At 70.3% G+C, this 17196-nt stretch carries 17 protein-coding genes; 6 read left to right on the forward strand and 11 right to left on the reverse strand.

What is annotated here, in order from left to right:
* The first annotated feature begins 154 nt into the window (after positions 1-154).
* The 3 genes from ASF18_RS10080 to ASF18_RS10090 all read left to right on the forward strand — a co-directional run bounded on the left by ASF18_RS10080 (position 155) and on the right by ASF18_RS10090 (position 2280).
* Positions 155-970, forward strand: coding sequence for a universal stress protein (locus ASF18_RS10080; protein ID WP_056351189.1), 816 nt, complete (start codon positions 155-157; stop codon positions 968-970).
* The gene (locus tag ASF18_RS10085; RefSeq protein ID WP_056351191.1) at positions 970-1302 is read left to right on the forward strand and encodes a cytochrome c; all 333 of its coding nucleotides are present in this window, start codon (positions 970-972) and stop codon (positions 1300-1302) included. Before ASF18_RS10080 ends, ASF18_RS10085 begins: the two co-directional genes overlap by 1 nt.
* Before the next feature lie 159 nt (positions 1303-1461).
* Positions 1462-2280 (forward strand): universal stress protein, encoded by an 819-nt coding sequence (locus ASF18_RS10090; protein WP_056351193.1) that lies wholly within the window; start codon positions 1462-1464, stop codon positions 2278-2280.
* 94 nt (positions 2281-2374) lie between these two features.
* Here ASF18_RS10090 and ASF18_RS10095 read toward each other — a convergent pair whose 3' ends face one another.
* Positions 2375-3118, reverse strand: a complete 744-nt coding sequence (locus tag ASF18_RS10095; RefSeq protein ID WP_056351195.1) for a Crp/Fnr family transcriptional regulator — start codon at positions 3116-3118, stop codon at positions 2375-2377.
* Between the two features lie 100 nt (positions 3119-3218).
* The gene (locus ASF18_RS10100; RefSeq protein ID WP_056351197.1) at positions 3219-4337 is read right to left on the reverse strand and encodes an HD domain-containing phosphohydrolase; all 1119 of its coding nucleotides are present in this window, start codon (positions 4335-4337) and stop codon (positions 3219-3221) included.
* Positions 4338-4546: 209 nt separating this feature from the next.
* Between ASF18_RS10100 and ASF18_RS10105 the strand changes: the two genes are divergently transcribed.
* Entirely contained in the window at positions 4547-5632 is a 1086-nt protein-coding gene (locus ASF18_RS10105) for a PAS domain-containing protein (protein ID WP_156649758.1), read from the forward strand.
* Positions 5633-5654: 22 nt separating this feature from the next.
* Here the strand turns inward: ASF18_RS10105 and ASF18_RS10110 are convergent, their stop codons facing one another.
* The 8 genes from ASF18_RS10110 to ASF18_RS10145 all read right to left on the reverse strand — a co-directional run bounded on the left by ASF18_RS10110 (position 5655) and on the right by ASF18_RS10145 (position 12340).
* A complete protein-coding gene (locus ASF18_RS10110; protein WP_056351199.1) occupies positions 5655-7247 on the reverse strand; it encodes an EAL domain-containing protein in 1593 nt (530 codons plus the stop codon).
* A gap of 57 nt (positions 7248-7304) precedes the next feature.
* The gene (locus ASF18_RS10115) at positions 7305-7709 is read right to left on the reverse strand and encodes a hypothetical protein (protein WP_056351201.1); all 405 of its coding nucleotides are present in this window, start codon (positions 7707-7709) and stop codon (positions 7305-7307) included.
* Positions 7710-8139: 430 nt separating this feature from the next.
* Positions 8140-8790: a hypothetical protein gene (locus tag ASF18_RS24695; protein WP_056351203.1), complete on the reverse strand. Its 651-nt coding sequence runs from the start codon at positions 8788-8790 to the stop codon at positions 8140-8142.
* An 84-nt stretch (positions 8791-8874) separates the two neighbouring features.
* On the reverse strand, positions 8875-9273 hold the full coding sequence (locus ASF18_RS10125; RefSeq protein ID WP_056351206.1) for a response regulator: 399 nt from the start codon (positions 9271-9273) through the stop codon (positions 8875-8877).
* Positions 9274-9461: 188 nt separating this feature from the next.
* Positions 9462-10712: a glutamate carboxypeptidase gene (locus ASF18_RS10130; protein WP_056351207.1), complete on the reverse strand. Its 1251-nt coding sequence runs from the start codon at positions 10710-10712 to the stop codon at positions 9462-9464.
* Positions 10713-10866: 154 nt separating this feature from the next.
* Entirely contained in the window at positions 10867-11133 is a 267-nt protein-coding gene (locus tag ASF18_RS10135) for a DUF2312 domain-containing protein (protein WP_055951813.1), read from the reverse strand.
* A 103-nt stretch (positions 11134-11236) separates the two neighbouring features.
* Positions 11237-11545: a DUF1244 domain-containing protein gene (locus tag ASF18_RS10140; protein ID WP_056351209.1), complete on the reverse strand. Its 309-nt coding sequence runs from the start codon at positions 11543-11545 to the stop codon at positions 11237-11239.
* A gap of 48 nt (positions 11546-11593) precedes the next feature.
* Positions 11594-12340: an N-formylglutamate amidohydrolase gene (locus ASF18_RS10145; RefSeq protein WP_056351211.1), complete on the reverse strand. Its 747-nt coding sequence runs from the start codon at positions 12338-12340 to the stop codon at positions 11594-11596.
* A gap of 242 nt (positions 12341-12582) precedes the next feature.
* On the opposite strand from ASF18_RS10145, the gene ASF18_RS10150 reads away from it, so the two are divergent.
* Both ASF18_RS10150 and ASF18_RS10155 read left to right on the forward strand, forming a co-directional pair.
* On the forward strand, positions 12583-13899 hold the full coding sequence (locus ASF18_RS10150; RefSeq protein WP_056351213.1) for a glycerate kinase: 1317 nt from the start codon (positions 12583-12585) through the stop codon (positions 13897-13899).
* A gap of 286 nt (positions 13900-14185) precedes the next feature.
* Positions 14186-14641: a DUF1036 domain-containing protein gene (locus tag ASF18_RS10155; protein ID WP_056351214.1), complete on the forward strand. Its 456-nt coding sequence runs from the start codon at positions 14186-14188 to the stop codon at positions 14639-14641.
* A 101-nt stretch (positions 14642-14742) separates the two neighbouring features.
* Here ASF18_RS10155 and ASF18_RS10160 read toward each other — a convergent pair whose 3' ends face one another.
* Positions 14743-16434, reverse strand: a complete 1692-nt coding sequence (locus ASF18_RS10160) for a methyl-accepting chemotaxis protein (RefSeq protein ID WP_056351217.1) — start codon at positions 16432-16434, stop codon at positions 14743-14745.
* Positions 16435-17196 lie beyond the last annotated feature (762 nt).

Below are 17196 nucleotides of genomic sequence, written 5' to 3' on the forward strand. Positions count from 1 at the left end.
GTCCCCTTGGCGAGGCGCCTGCGCGATTAGGGGTCGCGAACAGGCCGGCACCACCACGCCACACCCCACCCCTTGCGATGGATCAAGGACCGGGCGGAGGGCGCGCCCCACGATGTCCCGTCCGGTCCGGACGGCCGGACCACGGGAGGCAGAGATGAAGATTTCGAACGTCATGGTGTCGCTGGACCTCGGCGCGGCCGCCGCGGATCGGGTCCAGCTCTCCGCGAGCCTGGCCGAGCGCTTCGACGCGACCCTGACCGGTGTCGCCGCGCGGCAGGTGCCCGCCCTCATCGCCGTCAGCGACATCCGCGAATCCGAACGCATCTACGAGATCGAGGACCGGCGTGCGCGGGAGCAGCTCGCGGAAGCCCGGGCGGTGTTCCTGCGCGAGGCTGGCCGCGGAATCCGCACGGCCTGGCGGGCGGCGCTCGCCGAACCCACGGCCTATCTCACGACCCAGGCGCGCGCCGCCGACATGGTCGTGGTGGGTCGTCACGGGCCCGTCGACGGCGATCCCGGTCTCATGGGCATCGCCGCGGGCGCCCTCCTGATGGCGGTCGGCCGCCCGGTGCTCGTGGCGCCGCCGGGCGTCGAGCGCCTGACGGCGAAACGGATCGTGGTGGCCTGGAAGGACACGCGGGAATCCCGCCGGGCGGTGCAGGACGCCCTGCCGTTCCTCAGCCGGGCCGAGGCCGTCCACCTCGTGGTGGCGGGGCTCGGTGCCCACGAGGAGGGTGCGGAGGACGTGGCCGCCTACCTGTCCGGGCATGGAGCCGCAGTGACCACCCATCTCCTCCCGAGCCCCGGCGCCGAGGCCGCGGAGGCGGTCCTGCAGTTCGCGCGGCGCGCCGACGCCGACCTCATCGTGATGGGCGCCTACGGGCATACGCGGTTGCGCGAGTGGATCTTCGGCGGGGCCACCCGCGACGTCCTGCAGGCGACCACCCTCTGCTGCCTGATGAGCCACTGATGCGCCGGACAGCCCCCTCCGCCGCCGGGCACCTCCTGCTGGCCTCCCTCGCCCTCACCGGCCCCGCGCTGGCCTGGGACCGGGCGGTACAGCGGGGCGCCACGATCGCACGCACCGACTGCGCCCGCTGCCATGCTGTCGAGCGAACTGGAGCGAGCCCGCTGCGCATCGCACCGCCCTTCCGCGAGCTCCACACCCGCTACCCCGTCGAGAATCTCGGCGAGGCCCTGGCCGAGGGAATCCGCACGGGTCACCCGAGCATGCCGGAATTCCGATTCGATCCTGACGAGGCCGCGGCCCTGATCGCCTACCTGAAGTCCCTGGAGCGCTGACGCCGAGAAGGTCTCGCGTGCGAACGATCGGTCCCGTCCGTGGCTCGTCCGGCGACAGCCCGGGCCGGGACCAGCATGCGGTTGAGACAGATCAAGGCCGGGCCTCGCCGCGGGCCGCACCCTGACGGCCTCTCGCGGTCGAGCCCAGGAGCGGATCCCATGTCCTATGCAAGCCTCATGGTCGCGGTGGATGACGGGCGTCACGCCGCGGCGCGGGTCCGCCTGGCGGCGGAACTCGCCCACCGCTTCGGCGCCCGCCTGATCGGCGCGGCCGGCTGCCTGCCGGAATATCCGCAGGGGTTCGGGGAGAGCATCGTGCCGGCGGGCATGGCCATCGAGGAGATCCGCCAGGCCGCCCTCGATCGGCTCGCGAGCGCGGAGCGGGTCTTCCGGCAGGCATCCTGCCTGAACGACCGGGTCGCCTGGCGCTCCGACCTCGCCGCCCCGGTGCCCTTCCTGGAGCAGCAATCCCGCGCCGCCGACCTCGTCGTGGTCGGGCGCGACGGGGAGGAGGCGGGCGTGTCGCCCGGCATGGCGGTCCCGGTCGGCGACGTGCTCATGGGCCTCGGTCGCCCGGTCCTCGCCGTCCCGCCGGGTCTCGAGCACCTCGCCGCGCGCCGGATCGTGGTCGGCTGGAAGAACACGCTCCAGACCCGCCGGGCCCTGTCGGACGCCCTGCCCCTCCTGCGTCGTGCGGACGCCGTCCAGGTGGTGCGGGTGGCCGAGACCCGCGACCGTTCCGAGATCGAGGACGTTGCCGCCTACCTTGCCCTGCACGACGTGCCGGCGACCGCGGAGGCGATGGCGCCCGCGGGTTGGTCCGTGGCCGAAACCCTCGAGGGCGCGGCCGGAGCCTTCGGGGCGGATCTCATCGTGACCGGAGCCTACGGCTACAGCCGCCTGCGCGAGTGGTTCTTCGGCGGGGTCACCCGCGATCTGCTGGCGCGGGCCACCGTCTGCTGCCTGCTCTCCCACTGACCTCGGGACGGGCCGCCACCCGCCCCGACCGAGCCCGGGCGGGACCCGTCTCGCCCTCCGTGGGGATGCCGGACGCGGAACCGACCCGCCGGCCTCAGGTCGCGAGGTGGAGCGCGCCCCTAGTGCGGGCGACCGACCCGTTCAGGCCGAGATAGGCACCATCGAAGGTGGCGAACGCGCGCAGTTGCGCGAGATCGGGGATTTCCACCCGGCCGCGCGACAGGCACGCGAGTCCCGCCTCGCGCAGGATCCGCAAGGTGCGGTTCAGGTGGACGGTGGACAGCCCGACCGCATCCGCGAGGGCGGCCTGTCCGATCTCCAGGCGGAACGCGCCGCCCTCCGCCAGCCCCGCGGCCTGCAGGCAGGCGTGGAGTTCGCAGAACAGGTGGGCGGTTCGCTGCGGCGCCGGCATGGTGCCCGTGACGAGCCATTCCCGGGCCCGCGCGAGCTCATTCAGCGTCATCCACCAGAGGACGCGGTTGATGTTCGGCCGTTCCCGGGCCAGGGCCGTCAGGGCTTCGATCGGGATCTCCCCGACCGCGCATCGGCTCAAGGCCCCGATGTTCCAATCCGAGATCTTCGGCGGCGCCTCGGGGAGCCGGCACAGATCCCCCGGCAGGACGAACGATGCGATCCGCCGGGAGCGGCCGTCCATGACCCGATACCGGCACATCACGCCCTGGAGCAGGACGAGCACCGTGCTGCGCCCCGGCTCGGCCGAGAGGTCCTGGCGGGCGGCCACGACGCGATGATGCGCGACGATCGACGCGATGGCCGCGCGATCCGCCGCATCGGTGTGGCCGCTGTGCTCGAGCTTCGTCAGAAAGGGACCGTTCACGCCGCAGCCTTCGAGGGTTCGGGGTTTCGGGGCGATCGGTCGCCCCGGTCTCATGCATCCCCGGCGCCGGGGGAAAAGCGGCCGACGATGGTCACGCCGATCACGCCGCATCGGAGCGCCGGACCGGCACGGGATGCCCCGGACCCGATGCCGTCGCCAGGGCCCCGAAGGCTCTGACGAGGTCCCTGTCGACTTTGCCGACCATGCCGGCGAGGATGCCGTAGGCCTCGCCGGGGTCGAGGGGCGCCTTGTAGGGGCGTCGTTCGATCAGGGCGCCGTAGATGTCGCAGATGGTCACCAGCCGGACGAGATCCGGGATGTCCGGCCCTTCGAGCCCGTCGGGATAGCCCGATCCGTCGAGGGCCTCGTGGTGCGAGCGGACCACGGCGAGCATGATCTCGGGGAAACCGCCCTGCTCCAGCAGCATCGCGTGTCCCAGGTCGGGGTGGGTCCGCATCACGGCCTGCTCGGCAGGATCCAGGCGCCCCGGCTTGTTCAGGATCGCGTGCGGGATCTGCGCCTTGCCGAGGTCGTGCAAGAGGGCGGCTTCCGTCAGTGCCCGGCAATCGGCCATCTTCAGGCCGAGATGGCGCCCGAACCCAGCTGCCAGACCGGCCACGAGCAGGCAGTGCTGGTGGGTCGCGTTGTCGAAGCGCCAGACGACGTCGAGCCAGCCCCGGATGTCGGCCTGGTCGAGGGCGCCGAGGACGAGGGTTGCGCCCTCCGTGAGAAGCGCCGGGTTCGGCGCCTGGCCCGCCCGGCCGAGATCGAACAGGCGCGTCAGGGATTGCGCGGCCCCCGCCGCGGCCGTCACGACCGCCGACGCGGGGGCAGGCTCGGCGACCGGCTTGGGGGACGGGACGATCTCGGCCAGGAGGGCCGCGATCCGTTCGAAGGGATCGCGGGCCGAGATGACCCGGCTCGCGCCGAGGGCATGGGCCTGGGCATGGGCGCGCGGCGATTCCTCGTGCAGGATGCAGAAGTAGGGGCGATCGCCGGCGCCGAACCGTGTCAGGTACCGGCGGACCGAGCCCACCTCGACGGAATTTGCGAGGGGCACGTCGCTGATTACGGCCGCCACGGACGCGGGATCGATCGCCGTCGGTGCCAAGTCCGGATCGAGTACATCGACGACGATGATCTGCCAACGACCGAAGCTGAGGTCGTTCAGTCTCTGACTTCGCGCTGGCGAGTTGGTGAGCAGGACAACGGATCTCACGAATTCCTCGTCGTTCCCGAATTCGATCTGGTCGAACCTTAGACGGCTGCTCTCAAAGAGTCGTGAAAGGCAGCCCGGAATCGCCGGGGTATCGACGGGATGCGGTCCCGGTCGCGTGACCGGTATTGGACTTCTGGCGAATGGTTTCCCGGCACCATGCTCGATATCCTCGCATTTGAGGGCTCGTTCGGAGCCGCGTGGAAAGACCGATGCCGACCCGATCCCTGATGCGCAGCAACGCTGCCGCCGGACACGGCGGCTTTCGGGGCATGTCTTCGCGCCACTTCCTGAAGATGATCGAGGATGCGGGCGAGGTCGGCTTCTGGTCGGCGGACCTGCGCAGGGACAGGCTCGACGCCTCGATCGGCCTCTATCGCATTCTCGGACTCGATCCCTCGACCGAGTTCACCTTCGGCTTCGCCCTCGACATGATCCACCCGGAGGACCGGGCGGTGCACGGCGACCAGATCGCGGTCCTGCGCAGCGGGCAGCCGATCAGCCGCGAATTCCGCATCATCCGGCCGGACCGGACGCAGCGCTGGATCCACCACCGCGCCGAGGTGCTCCTCGGGCCGCAGGGCGAGCCCCATCAGGGACTGGGCGTGGTCTTCGACGTCACGGCGCGCCACGACACCCGCAAGGCGGTCGAGCAGCGCTTCGACCGCTACAACGCCCTCATCACCGCGACGGCGGCGGTGGTGTGGATCGTCAGCCCCGACGGGGAAGCGCTGGAAATGCCCCTCTGGCAGACCCTGACCGGCCAGAGCCACGGGGCCATGCAGGGTCAGGGCTGGCTCGACGCCATTCACCCGGAGGACCGCGAGCGCACGGCCGCCGCGTGGCGCACCGCCGTCTCGCACGTGGCGCCCTACAACACCGACTTCCGCGTGCTCTGCGCGGACGGCGTCTTCCGCTGGTTCAACTCGCGGGGCGTTCCCGTCCTGAACCGGGACGGCTCGATCCGCGAATGGGTCGGCGTCTGCCTCACGGTGCCGGGGCAGAACCGCTTCGGCGCCCCGCGGATGCCGGACAAGCCGGCCGAGACCGGCCCGGGCGCGGGTCCGGTGATCACCCCGGCCCAGATCCGCGGGGCAAGGGGCATGGTCGGCATGTCGAAGGACGAATTGGCCCGCCGCTCGGAGGTCTCCGTCTCGACGATCATGCGGTTGGAGGATGCGGCCTCCGGCGTCCGGCCGCGATCGGAGACGCTTCAGGCCGTCCGGCGCGTTCTGGAGCAGGCCGGGGTCGCGTTCACCTTCGAGCCGGGCGCGAAGCCCGGTCTCCGGGAGGCCTGAGGCCGGCCTCGCCCCCGGAACGTCAGGCGGCTTGCGTCGACCGCGGGGTGGCGCAATCCGCCGGATCGCAGGCGGGATGGGCGATCACGCGGTCGATCTCGTCCTTCGGCATCGGCTTGCCGAACAGGTAGCCCTGTCCGAAAGCGCAGCCCTGGTCCGAGAGCCAGCTGGAACTGTCCTCCGTCTCGATCCCCTCCGCCGTGGTGACCAGGCCGAGGCTGGCGCCGAGCTTGATGATGGCGTCGACGAGCTTGGCGCGCTCGGCGCTCATCGTGACGCTGTCGACGTAGCTGCGGTCGATCTTCAGCTTGTCGAACTTCAGTTCCCGCAGGTGATACAGGCTCGAATACCCGGTCCCGAAATCGTCGAGAGCGACCCGGACACCGAGATTCTGCAGCGAGGTCAGGGTTCTGCGCGTTCCGTCCAGATCCTGGATCAGGGCCGATTCCGTGATCTCGACCTCCAGCCGGTGCGGCGGAAACCCGGTCTCGGTCAGGATCGCCAGGATGCGCTCGGCCATCCAGGCGTCGAGGAATTGCTGCGGGGCGATGTTCACCGCCAGGGTCAGCTCGGCCGGCCATTCCCGGGCGTCGAGGCAGGCGCGGCGGATCAGGCTGTAGCAGAGATCCGCGATCGAACCGGTTTCCTCGGCCACCGAAATGAACTCCGATGGAGCGAGCAGGCCCCGGATCGGGTGCCGCCAGCGCGCCAGCACCTCCACGCCGATCAGCTTGCGGCCGGGCAAGGATACGACGGGCTGGTAGAAGGGCTCGATCTCGCCGTTCTCGATGGCGGCCCGCAATTCCGTCTCGAGTTGCGCGCGGGCCCGCAACTCCTCGTCCATGGCGCTCTTGAAGACCCGGACGACGCCGCGGCCGTCCTTCTTGCCCTGGTACATGGCGAGGTCGGCGGCGTGCAGCACGGCATCGGCATCGGCGAGTTCGCCCGTCACGAAGGCGATGCCCACCGTGGCGCCGACCTTCAGCTCGTTGCCGTTCCATAAAACGGGCGCCGAGAGGCTGGCGATCACCCGTTCGGCCAGGCGGAGCAGGCCCTCGCTGCCGCCCTCCAGCCGAAGCAGCATGGAAAATTCGTCGCCGCCCATGCGGGCGGCCATGCCGTGACGCGGCAGGACGGCACGCAGCCGGTCGGCGACGGCGCACAGGACGGCGTTGCCGGCCGCGTGTCCGTAGAGGTCGTTCACCGGCTTGAAGCGATCGAGGTCGATCAGGAGCACGGCCGAGGGTGGTCCCGGCTCGGGCTTCGTCTGCCAGCATCCGAGGGTTTCGAGGAAGAGCCTGCGATTGGCGAGCCCCGTGAGGGCGTCATGGCGGGCGACCTGTTCGGCCTGGGAGGCCGCGGCGTCGCGCTCGGCCATCGTCCGTCGCAGGATGATCGATTTCCGCACGAAGGCCCCCATGAGGGCGGCGCCCATGAAGGTCGCCAGCATCAGGAACTCGAGCAGGTTGTGCGCGAGGACGAAGGTGGTCAGCGTGTCGAACAAGCCGAGGGACACGCAGATCATCCAGAAACTCGTCCCGATGGAGAGAAGGCAAAGGCTCTCGTAGACCTCGCCCTGCCCCCAGGAATGGCGCACCGACGTTTTCGTCATCATCTCTCTCGCGAAGCAGGATCCGGGTGTCGAAGCGCCCCGCGCAGGAGGCCGCGCATTTCAGGCAGGGAGAGACGGGCTGACCCGGCACCGGCCGGAACGCGCGACCGCGCCGGGGTCGTCGTTGTGACCGACCGGAGCGCGTGGGGTCTCGGAGAGGGCGCGGTTGCGCAGGAACAGCCCGTCGATCGTGGCGATCAGATCCTTCACGCAGGCGATCAGGTTCGCCACGGCGTTGCGTGTCCGGAGGGCATCGGGATCCGGTTCGGGCCCGTCGCGGAAGACTTCGCCGGTCGTCCGCTCCAGCGCCCCGAGCAGGTGGGCGAGGGAAACGGAGAGCGCCGCGATCTGGGCGCGCCGCGATCCGAGATCCACGCCGGCCGCGAAGTCGTGCTCCAGCTGCGCCTTCAGACGAGAGAGCCCGTCCGACGTCGTGGTTGGCGGAAATGCGAGGATCTGGGCCATGTCGAATTCGCTGTGCGCGGTGAATGATCGGGGAAATGGCACGGCGGGACCGGGCCTTCGCGGTGCCGGGGCGGTTTCGAATGTCGCTCCGGGTCGGGTTCCGTCTCATCGCCGAAGCGTATCGCCGGGGATCGCGAAAGCCGCATGCCGCGCAGACCAGGTTTTCGCGGCAAGATCTCCGATACCGGGAAGACTGCGAGCGCGGTATCTCGGCTCCGACAACGGGATCTCATCTCATCAAATCATCGCCTCAATGCGATCTTGAATCACGTTTACATCCGATGATTATCTTTTTGCGCCTCCTAAGGGAGTCTGAACGCGATCATCCAAACTCGGCTTCCCGACCGAGGCGTTTCCGAAGAAAAACAGAGCATTCCTGGATCGGTGCCCGCGCTGCGGCCGAGATGCCGGGAAATCGTTCATGAGGCGCTCAGGCTGTCGGAGGCGCTGCCCTTTCGGTCAGGGGGCGCGTTCCGCGAAGCAGACCCGGTTCCGGCCGAGGCGCCTGGCGGCGTACAAGGACCGGAATCGCCGTGACGGCCGGTCCGCTCCGCGGGGGCTCGAGACCCGACGACGCCGGGTCCCCGTACAGACCGGCCCGACCGTCCGGGTAAGCGACGGGAGCCGGGGCCTGAAACGGCCCCGACCCATCCATCCGGTACGGGTCCGAAAGGTCCGGTGCGTCCTCGGTAAGGCCCCGGGTTCGAACGCTCCCCGCTTCCAGCAGGGCCGCCACATGGACTTGGACTCCGCGCGACAGGCCGCCGAGGTCGTATCCCCCCTCCAGCACGGAGACGAGGCGGCCGCCGCAGACCCGCTCCGAGAGGGCGAGGAGGTGATCCGTCGCCCAGCCGAAATTCTGCCGGCGCCCGTCCGAAAGGAGCTTGTCGGTTCGCACGACCCCGGAGACGACCTTGTGGAAGGTCGTCGCCCGGTCGCCTTCGGCGAAGATCTCCGCGTCGGCGGCGACGGTGCGGCGCATGCCGTGCACCGCATCGCGCGTCGCTGCCGGAACGATGGAATCGGTTTCCTGCGGAACGAAGACGGGCGTGAGGCCGATGGCGGCGAGAGCGGTCTGCATGGACACCTCCGGACAACGGGTCGTGATTCCCTGACTGGGCTCACGGGAGGGACGGCAAAATTCCAAGTCTTCGCTCAAGGGGCTTTACGGACGCGCTCCCCGCCCTGGGGACGATGCCGCGAGGGCCTCGTGGATCCCGTCCAAGAGGGAGCCGTCCTCGAACGGCTTGTCGACCACACGGCGGAAGCCGGCGGCCTTGGCCCGGCGCTGTAGGTCGTCCGTCGGGCAGCCGGTGATCAGGATCGCCGGAAGATCGACGGCGCGGTCCCGCAGGCGCCCGACGAGTTGGACGCCGTCCATGCCGGGCATGCAGTAATCGACCAGCAGGCACCCGGCGGACGGCAGGGCGGCGTCGCCGAAGAGGTCGGCGCCATCCGCGTAGAGGCGGACGGCGTAGCCTTCGAGTTCCAGGATGAACTGGAGGGAGTGGCGGACGGCCGCATCGTCATCGACGACGAGCACCGGTCCCGTGTGCTTCGGCATGGTCGCGCCCGTTCTTGTTTCACGGGCATCTGACGGCGCCTGTCGGCGGCGCGCCTTGATCTGCCGCAAGGGGCGGTCCGGGCCTCGCCCGAGCGCGCCCGGACCGTCCGGCACCTCCCGGCCATCCGCTCGGCGCCCTCCCCGGGGGAGCCGTCACGGCATGCGGCGGATCGGGGGACGCAGCCGGCTCAGGGGGCCGGATCGCGCGACACCTCCATCACCAGGCGGGTCGCCAGGTAGAGGCGCGGCGTGATGCTGGCGAGCACGGCGAACTCGTCCGCGCTGTGATAGTGGCCGCCGACGATGCCCAGGGATTCGAGGAGGGCGGGCCTTGCCGGACTGTCGGGCTGAAAGGCGTAGCCCGCATCTGTGCCCCCACCGATCTCGGCGAGGGCGAGCGCGGAGCCGAGTTCGCCGTAGATCGCCCGCGCCCGTTCGCCCAGCGCCTGCGTCGCGGGGTTCTGGGGCAGCGGCGGGCGGCCCTTGGCAAGGTCGAAGCTCACCTGCGTGTCGGGAACGCGGTGCGTCCCGATGATCCGGCGGGCCTGGGTCAGCACCCGCTCGTACTCGCTCGGCGCGAAGTAGCGCATGTCGCCCTCCGCCCGGGCCGCCTCGGGGATGATGTTCGGCTTGGTGCCGCCCTGGACCACGGTCCAGTGCAGGCTGGTGCCCTTGCCCGGATCGCCGAGGTCCTGCAGCTGCAGGATCTGGTGGGCGAGCTCGACCACCGCGTTGCGGCCGGCCTCCGGCGCGCCGCCCGCGTGGGAGGCGCGGCCCTTCACCGTCAGGCTGGCGTAGTTGATTCCCTTGGTTGCCACCGTGACCGCATCGACGCCGGCCTCGGCGAAGGAGGGCTCGAAGGACAGGACCACGTCCTGGTCGCGGGCGATTTCGGCGATCGCGTCGCGCGACCCGCGCGAGCCGCGCTCCTCGTCGGGGTTCAGCACCACCGTGAGGGTGCCGTAGCCGTCGAAGTGCAGCGCCTCCAGGGCGGCCAGGACGTGCAGGATCATGGCGACGCCGCCTTTCGCGTCGGCCACCCCGGGTCCATAGGCCCGGCCGTCCCGCTCGGTGTAGGGGCGCTTGGACGCGTCCCCGGTGCCGAAGACGGTGTCGTAGTGGACCAGCATCATGATCCTGCGCGTGCCCTTGCCCGCGCGCGTGCCGATGAGAGTGTTGCCGCCGAAGGCGGGGGCGGCCCGGGTGCCGACCGTGAGCCCCAAGGCCTTCAGGCGCGCCGTCAGGATCGCCTCGACGGTGGACAGGCCGGGAACGTCGCCGGTGCCGGTATCGACGTCAACCAGACCCTTCAGGGTCTCGCGATAGGGGCCCGCCTGCGCCTTCGCCGCGGCGAGCACGGCCTCGTTCGGTGCGGCCTTGGCCGGGACGGGCGCCGAGGCGAGGAAGAGCGCGAGGGCGAGACCGGCATTCGTGCGCATGGCGATCCTTGGCGTCGGAGCATCGGAGGGCATGGCCCTCGCAATGCTCCGAAAACGCCCGGGCCGCAATTCGCCGCCCCGGACGGGACCGCCGCCGGGCGAGGCCGGATCGGAACGTCCGCCCCGCGGCCCGCGCCGGAGTCGAAGGCGGGGGTCAGACCATCCCGAGGGCCTGCATGTACAGCTCGAGGATGGCTTCCTCTTCCTGGCGCTCGGCATGGTCCTTCTTGCGCAGGGAGATGATCCTGCGCAGGGCCTTGGTGTCGAAGCCGGTGCCCTTGGCCTCGGCGTAGACATCCTTGATGTCGGAGGCGAGGCCGGCCTTCTCCTCCTCGAGGCGCTCGATGCGCTCGATGAAGCTCTTCAGCTGGTCGGCGGCGACGGAGGAAGCGTCGACGGCGGGTGCGGCGGATGCGGCCATGGTCGTCTCAAGTCCCTGATCTGCGAAGCGCGGGAGGCTGCGCCGGAACCGCCTCGATAAGCCGTCAAGCTTACCGGGACCTTAGTGCGGCCCCGCTGCGGCCTCAGTGTGGCTCCGCCGCAGCCTTCGCGAAGGCCGCCTGCTGCTCGGGCGTCGCCTCGGACTGGTGGAGGCGCTTCCACTCGGCGAAGGGCATGCCGTAGACGGCCTCGCGGCTCTCGTCCTTGGTCATCGGCAGGTCCTTGGCGTCGGCGGCGTCCTTGAGCCAGTTCGAGAGGCAGTTGCGGCAGAACCCGGCCATGGTCATCAGGTCGATGTTCTGCACGTCCGTGCGGGTCTGCAGGTGGGCGACGAGGCGCCGGAACACGGCGGCCTCGAGCTCGGTGCGGGTGGCGTCGTCGATCTCGGTCATGCTGGGTCTCCCAATCTCCACCTGAGGTCGGCGCGCGCAAGCCTTCCGTCAAGCGCGGATCGGCAGCATCGGCCGGAGGAGGCGCGCGAATCGCTCCGCCCACGCGGCCTGTCCCGCCTCCGCGGCGATGAGGTCCTGGCGGATCTCCACCAGCGCGTTCGGCAGGCCGCGCGCCATGGCGTGGCGGTCGATGGTGTCGCCGGGCAGGCCCCCGCCATAGGGCTCGTTGTCGCCCACCGTCAGCCCGGCCGGATCGGCCCGCAGGCCCGCGATCAAGGGTGCGCTCATGCGGTCGTCCCGGTCCCACAGGATGCCGACCTCCCAGGGCCGCGGCACCCCGCGCCAGTAGGGCGTGAAGCTGTGGATGGTGACGATGGCCGGGCGCGTGCCGGTGGCCTCGGCCTCGGCGAGCCCGGCGTCGATCGCCGCGTCGAACGGTTCGTAGAAGCGCCGGATGCGCTCGGCCTTGCCGACCTCGTCGATGCGGGCATTGCCCGGCACCACCGCCCCGTCGGAGAGGCGCATCACCAGGGTCGGGTCGGCCCGGCCCCGGTTCGGATCGATGATCAGGCGCGAGAACCGGGTCAGGATCGCCGGCACCCCGAGGGCCGCCGCCAAGGCGCGCGTCACCGCGGCGGCGCCGATGTCGTAGGCGATGTGGCGGGCGAATTCATGCTCCGGCACCCCGAGCTGGTCCAAATCCTCGGGGACGTGGTTGGAGGCGTGGTCGCAGATCAGGAGCAGGCCCCGGGCGGGATCGCCCGGAAGGGTCTCGACGGGATGCGGTGTCTGCATGGGGAGGCACGGTCCGGTTGAGCGCGGGCGGCATCGTTGTACCAGGCGGGACGCAAGGCTCCGGCCGCATCGCGGGGGATGCCCGCGCACGCGCGGCTTGCCGAGGCGGCGAGCGTCGGGCACAGCACGTATCGCGGATCGCGCCGCGACGGCAACAATCCGGCACCATGCCGGGGGCACAACACTCCGGAGGAGAACCACCGGGCCGCCTTCGCGATCGACCACCGGAATACGGAAACGCCATGACCGACTCCCCCTCGACCGAGACCGCCTCGACCGACGCCCGCCGCGCCCTCCTCCTCCACTGCCTCGACGAGGCCATCGCCGCCGCCCACCCGGCGCGCTGCCTCGTGCCGCACCTGCCGGCGCCCGGACAGGGCCGCCTCATCATCCTGGGGGCCGGCAAGGCCGGCGGCAGCATGGCGGCGGTGGCGAGCCGGTTCTACCGGGAGGAGCACGGCGTCGATCCGAGCCGCATCGTCGGCCTGGCGGTCGCCCGCCACGGCTACGGCGAGGAGGCGCCGATGATCCGCATGGTCGAGGCCGGGCATCCGGTGCCGGACCAGGCCGGCATCGACGCCACCATCGACACCCTGAAGATCGCCGCCGATGCGGGGCCGGACGACGACGTGCTGGTGCTGCTCTCCGGCGGCGGCTCGGCCAACTGGATCGCCCCGGCCGGGGAGCTGACCCTCACGGAGAAGCAGGCCATCACCAAGGCCCTGCTGCGCTCCGGTGCGCCGATCAACGAGATCAACTGCGTGCGCAAGCACCTCTCGCGGATCAAGGGCGGCCGCCTCGCCATGATGGCGCGCAACGCCCGCTCGATCCTGACGCTGGCGGTCTCCGACGTGCCCCACGACGACCCGGCGGTGATCGCCTCCGGCCCCACCGTGCCGGATCCGACGACCCTGGCCGATGCCCGCGCGATCTGCGAGCGCCGCGGCATCCCCCTGCCGGAGACCGCCAAGGCGCTGCTGAGCGATCCCGCCAACGAGACCCCGAAGGCCGGCGACCCCGCCTTCGCCCGGGCCGAGTACCGCATCATCGCCCGGCCCATCGACGCCCTGGAGGCGGCCGCCGCCGCTGCCGCCGCGGCCGGCTACGAGCCCGTGATGCTCGGGCCCGACCTCGAGGGCGAGGCCCGCGAGGTCGCCGCCGAGCATGCCCGCATGGCCCTCGACCTCGCGGGCGCCGGCCGCAAGGTCGCGCTCATCTCGGGCGGCGAGCTCACGGTGACGATCCGCGGCGAGGGCCATGGCGGCCCGAACCAGGAATACGCCCTGGCGCTGGCGCTCGCGCTGGAGGGCGCGCCCGGCATCCTCGGCATCGCCGCCGACACCGACGGCACCGACGGCGGCCGTGGCGAGGCTACCGACCCGGCCGGCGGCCTGGTCGACCCGACCACGCTGGCGCGCGCCCGCGCCGCCGGGCTCGATCCCGCCGCGATGCTGGCCGACAACGATTCGACGAAGTTCTTCGCCACCATCGGCGACCTCGTTCAGCCGGGTCCGACACGCACCAATGTCAACGATTGCCGCATCATCCTCGTCGGCTAGGGCGTTCGCGCGCCTGATGGGACGCACGCGTTTCCAGTCCCGACCCGCGCGCGTTCCCCTCTCCCCTTCGCGGGAGAGGGTGGCCCGCGAAGCGGGTCGGGTGAGGGGAGCGCCTGACTCGGAGGGGGCGCCCTCTTTCCCGCCTGCCCCGCAGGCACCCTCCCCCGCCGAGGGGAGAGGGACGAATCCGTGCCTGGACCGGCGCTCGTCGGAAATGGATCCCACCGCGCCGAACGTCTCGCCTGACCGGAGCGGGAGCCCTGTTCGGCTCGATGCCCGAGCTCCGATGGACCGCTCCCGGCGCGTCGGCAGCGCGCAGCGGGCCTTCGCGGGCGCGTCCCTCCTGGCCGTCACGCTGCTCCCGGTGCCCGCCCGGGCCGACCTGCGCATGTGCAACCAGACCGCCAGCAAGGTCGGCATCGCGCTGGGCTACCGCGATCCGCAGGGCTGGGTGACGGAGGGCTGGTGGGACGTGGCGCCGAAGGTCTGCGAGACGCTCCTGAAGGGCTCCCTCGCGGCGCGGTTCTACTACGTCTACGCGGTGGACTACACGCGCGGCGGCGAGTGGAACGGCCGCTCGCTGATGTGCACCAAGGACCGCGAGTTCACGATCCGCGGCGTCGAGGACTGCCTCGCCCGCGGCCTCGACCGCAACGGCTTCTACGAGGTCGATACCGGCGAGCAGAAGAGCTGGACGATCCAGCTCACCGACCCGAACCAGCCGGTGGCGCCGACGCCCTGAGAGTTGGCCCTGCGCCGTGCCCGGCCGATGGGCATCGGGGCGAACCGCCGTCGCGGTGCCCATCGGCGTCGCCCGTGGGCATTGCAGCCGATCGCGTCGGGTCAAGCCGCGCGCACGGTGACGAGGAACCGGACGACTTCGGCGTTGAGATGCTCGGACTGGCGCGACAGTTCCGAGGCGGCCATCAGCACCTGGCTGGCCGCAGCTCCGGTCTCCTCCGACGCCTGCGCCATGCCCGCGATGTTGCCCGTCACCTCGCTGGTGCCGACCGAGGCCTGGGCGACGTTGCGGACGATCTCCTGCGTCGCCGCCCCTTGCTGCTCCACCGCCGCGGCGATCGAGGTGGCGACGCTGTCGATCTCGCGAATGCGGCCGGTGATGCCGCCGATGGCCGTCACGGTCTGAGCGGTCACGCCCTGGACCTCGCTGATCTGGCGGGCGATCTCCTCGGTCGCCTTGGCGGTCTGCTCGGCCAACGCCTTGACCTCGGAGGCCACCACCGCGAAGCCCCGCCCCGCCTCGCCGGCCCGCGCCGCCTCGATGGTGGCGTTGAGCGCCAGCAGGTTGGTCTGCCCGGCGATCCCGGAGATCATCCCGATCATGTCGCCGATCCGGGTGGCGGTCTGGCTGAGGGCCTGGACGAGGTGCACGGTCTGGTCGGCCTCACCCACCGCCGACTGGGCGAGCTGCGCCGAGCCCGAGACCTGCCGGCCGATTTCCAGCACCGACGAGCCGAGTTCCTCGGCGGCTGACGCCACGGTGCTGACGTTGGCGGCGGCCTCCTCGGCGGCGGCAGCCACGGTGGTGGACTGCGAAGCGGTCTCCTGTGCGGTGGCGGTCATCTGCCGGGCGGTGACCTGCAACTCGGTGGCCGAGCTGGAGACCAGGCCGACGATGCCGCCAACGGCGCGCTCGAAGGCGTCGGCGAGTTCGATCATGGTGCGCTTGCGCTCGGCGGCGGCAGCTTCGTCGGCAAGCCGCTTCAAGTCGGCCTCCTCGGCGGCCTTGCGGGTGACCATCGCCTTGATGCCCTCCACGGCTTTCCCCACGGCGCCGATCTCGTCGCGGCGCGCGGCTTCCCGGATCTCGGCGTCGATGTCACCCCTGGCCATGCGCTGCAACACGGCAACTAGGCGCTGGAGAGGCTGCGTGATGGCGAAGACGGAGATGAGGATCGCGGCGGCGAGCCCCACCAGCATTCCCAGGGCGCTGAGTCCGATCAGATTGTAGCGGGTTGCATTGGTCTGGACGGTGAGATCATCCGACCCTTTTTCCACATAGGCCTGGATGTCGTCGGCGAGCGTCATGTTTCCCGCCACCATGCCCGTGAAGCTCGGATCGATGTCCGCGTGGACGAGGGCGATCGCCTGAGCCTTCTGTCCGGCCGTCGCCAGACGCCGCACGTCGGTGACCCGGTTCGTGAAGTCATCGATGCGTGCGGTCAGGGCATCGATCCGTCTGGCAAACGTGGGGGCTTGTTCGTGCAACATCACCACGGCGGCCTTGATGTCACGGCGTGACGATTCGAAGCCCTCATTGGCGGTCTTGAGTTGGCCGGGCTCGGTCTCGGCGATGATGCGGTAGATCCAGTAGTTCAGCTCGAAGGCCGAACGGTTCACCCGTCGAACCGTTGCGCTGGCGCGGGCCTCCCGAACGAGGAACAGGCTGTAGGCATCGTCGATCTGGCTCATGCGCGATTGTGCGTACCAGACGCATCCACCCACGATAAAGCCAATGAGCGCGATCGCCGTCATGAACTTCGGCAGGATCTTGACGTTCGATAATTGGAGCATCACACAGTCTCGCAAGCAGTTCATTCCTTAATTCGTTACACCGTTAGTTCTTAAAATCTTCTGATACCACGGCGGCGCACCGGTTATTTGTGAGACTTAAATAACTCCGAGCCACTTGGATGCAAACAAGAGGAGCTCGGCCGGATATCGATCGGTAACGACGCAGGCCTAAAGGGTAGAACCCAAATCGAGATCGGTATCTCGCTTGAAACGGATCGCGCGTCGCCACACGAGGTCCGTGCGCGCCAGCCTCCGTTCTGCGATCCAGCGGGATCGGCCGAGCCGGTCACTCCAGCCGGATGCCCATCGTCGATCTCGATACGCTCGCCGGCGATTCCCTGATCGTCAGGCGGATTTCGGGGAGACGGGAAATTCCCATCGAACGACGGCGAGGCATTGGCCCAGGACGGTATCGCGCCGCGAGTGGGACACGCGGAATTCCAGACGCGATGGATGCGCCAATCTCGGCGAGACCGGAGACGTCCCTTGCTGGGGCGTCCCGACCGCCGGCGAATCGAGGCTTGGATGATCCTGGCCCAGTCGGACAGGACGACGACCCGCCGGACCCCCGCCCGCAGACCACGGCGGGTCAGGCCGGGTTCGGCACCGCGCGGCGATTGGGAATTTTGTTGACAATATTCCTATTTCATGTTCTCTTGACCGCACTCGCCTCCCCCGATGGGAGGCCCGCTGGCGGACCGGGTCGGCGGGTTTGGGAGGAGGAGACGGCGCCCGCGTCGATGGCCCGGTTTCGCCATCGCC

This window comes from Methylobacterium sp. Leaf89, from assembly GCF_001422215.1.
Lineage (GTDB): Bacteria > Pseudomonadota > Alphaproteobacteria > Rhizobiales > Beijerinckiaceae > Methylobacterium.

Coding starts and splice junctions, on each gene's coding strand:
- ASF18_RS24695 (WP_056351203.1), bottom strand. CDS start 8,790: ATGCAGACCGCTCTCGCCGCCATCGGCCTCACGCCCGTCTTCGTTCCG.
- ASF18_RS10135 (WP_055951813.1), bottom strand. CDS start 11,133: ATGGCCGCATCCGCCGCACCCGCCGTCGACGCTTCCTCCGTCGCCGCC.
- ASF18_RS10130 (WP_056351207.1), bottom strand. CDS start 10,712: ATGCGCACGAATGCCGGTCTCGCCCTCGCGCTCTTCCTCGCCTCGGCG.
- ASF18_RS10085 (WP_056351191.1), top strand. CDS start 970: ATGCGCCGGACAGCCCCCTCCGCCGCCGGGCACCTCCTGCTGGCCTCC.
- ASF18_RS10145 (WP_056351211.1), bottom strand. CDS start 12,340: ATGCAGACACCGCATCCCGTCGAGACCCTTCCGGGCGATCCCGCCCGG.
- ASF18_RS10115 (WP_056351201.1), bottom strand. CDS start 7,709: ATGGCCCAGATCCTCGCATTTCCGCCAACCACGACGTCGGACGGGCTC.
- ASF18_RS10080 (WP_056351189.1), top strand. CDS start 155: ATGAAGATTTCGAACGTCATGGTGTCGCTGGACCTCGGCGCGGCCGCC.
- ASF18_RS10155 (WP_056351214.1), top strand. CDS start 14,186: ATGGACCGCTCCCGGCGCGTCGGCAGCGCGCAGCGGGCCTTCGCGGGC.
- ASF18_RS10090 (WP_056351193.1), top strand. CDS start 1,462: ATGTCCTATGCAAGCCTCATGGTCGCGGTGGATGACGGGCGTCACGCC.
- ASF18_RS10125 (WP_056351206.1), bottom strand. CDS start 9,273: ATGCCGAAGCACACGGGACCGGTGCTCGTCGTCGATGACGATGCGGCC.
- ASF18_RS10140 (WP_056351209.1), bottom strand. CDS start 11,545: ATGACCGAGATCGACGACGCCACCCGCACCGAGCTCGAGGCCGCCGTG.
- ASF18_RS10110 (WP_056351199.1), bottom strand. CDS start 7,247: ATGATGACGAAAACGTCGGTGCGCCATTCCTGGGGGCAGGGCGAGGTC.
- ASF18_RS10160 (WP_056351217.1), bottom strand. CDS start 16,434: ATGCTCCAATTATCGAACGTCAAGATCCTGCCGAAGTTCATGACGGCG.
- ASF18_RS10105 (WP_156649758.1), top strand. CDS start 4,547: ATGCCGACCCGATCCCTGATGCGCAGCAACGCTGCCGCCGGACACGGC.
- ASF18_RS10150 (WP_056351213.1), top strand. CDS start 12,583: ATGACCGACTCCCCCTCGACCGAGACCGCCTCGACCGACGCCCGCCGC.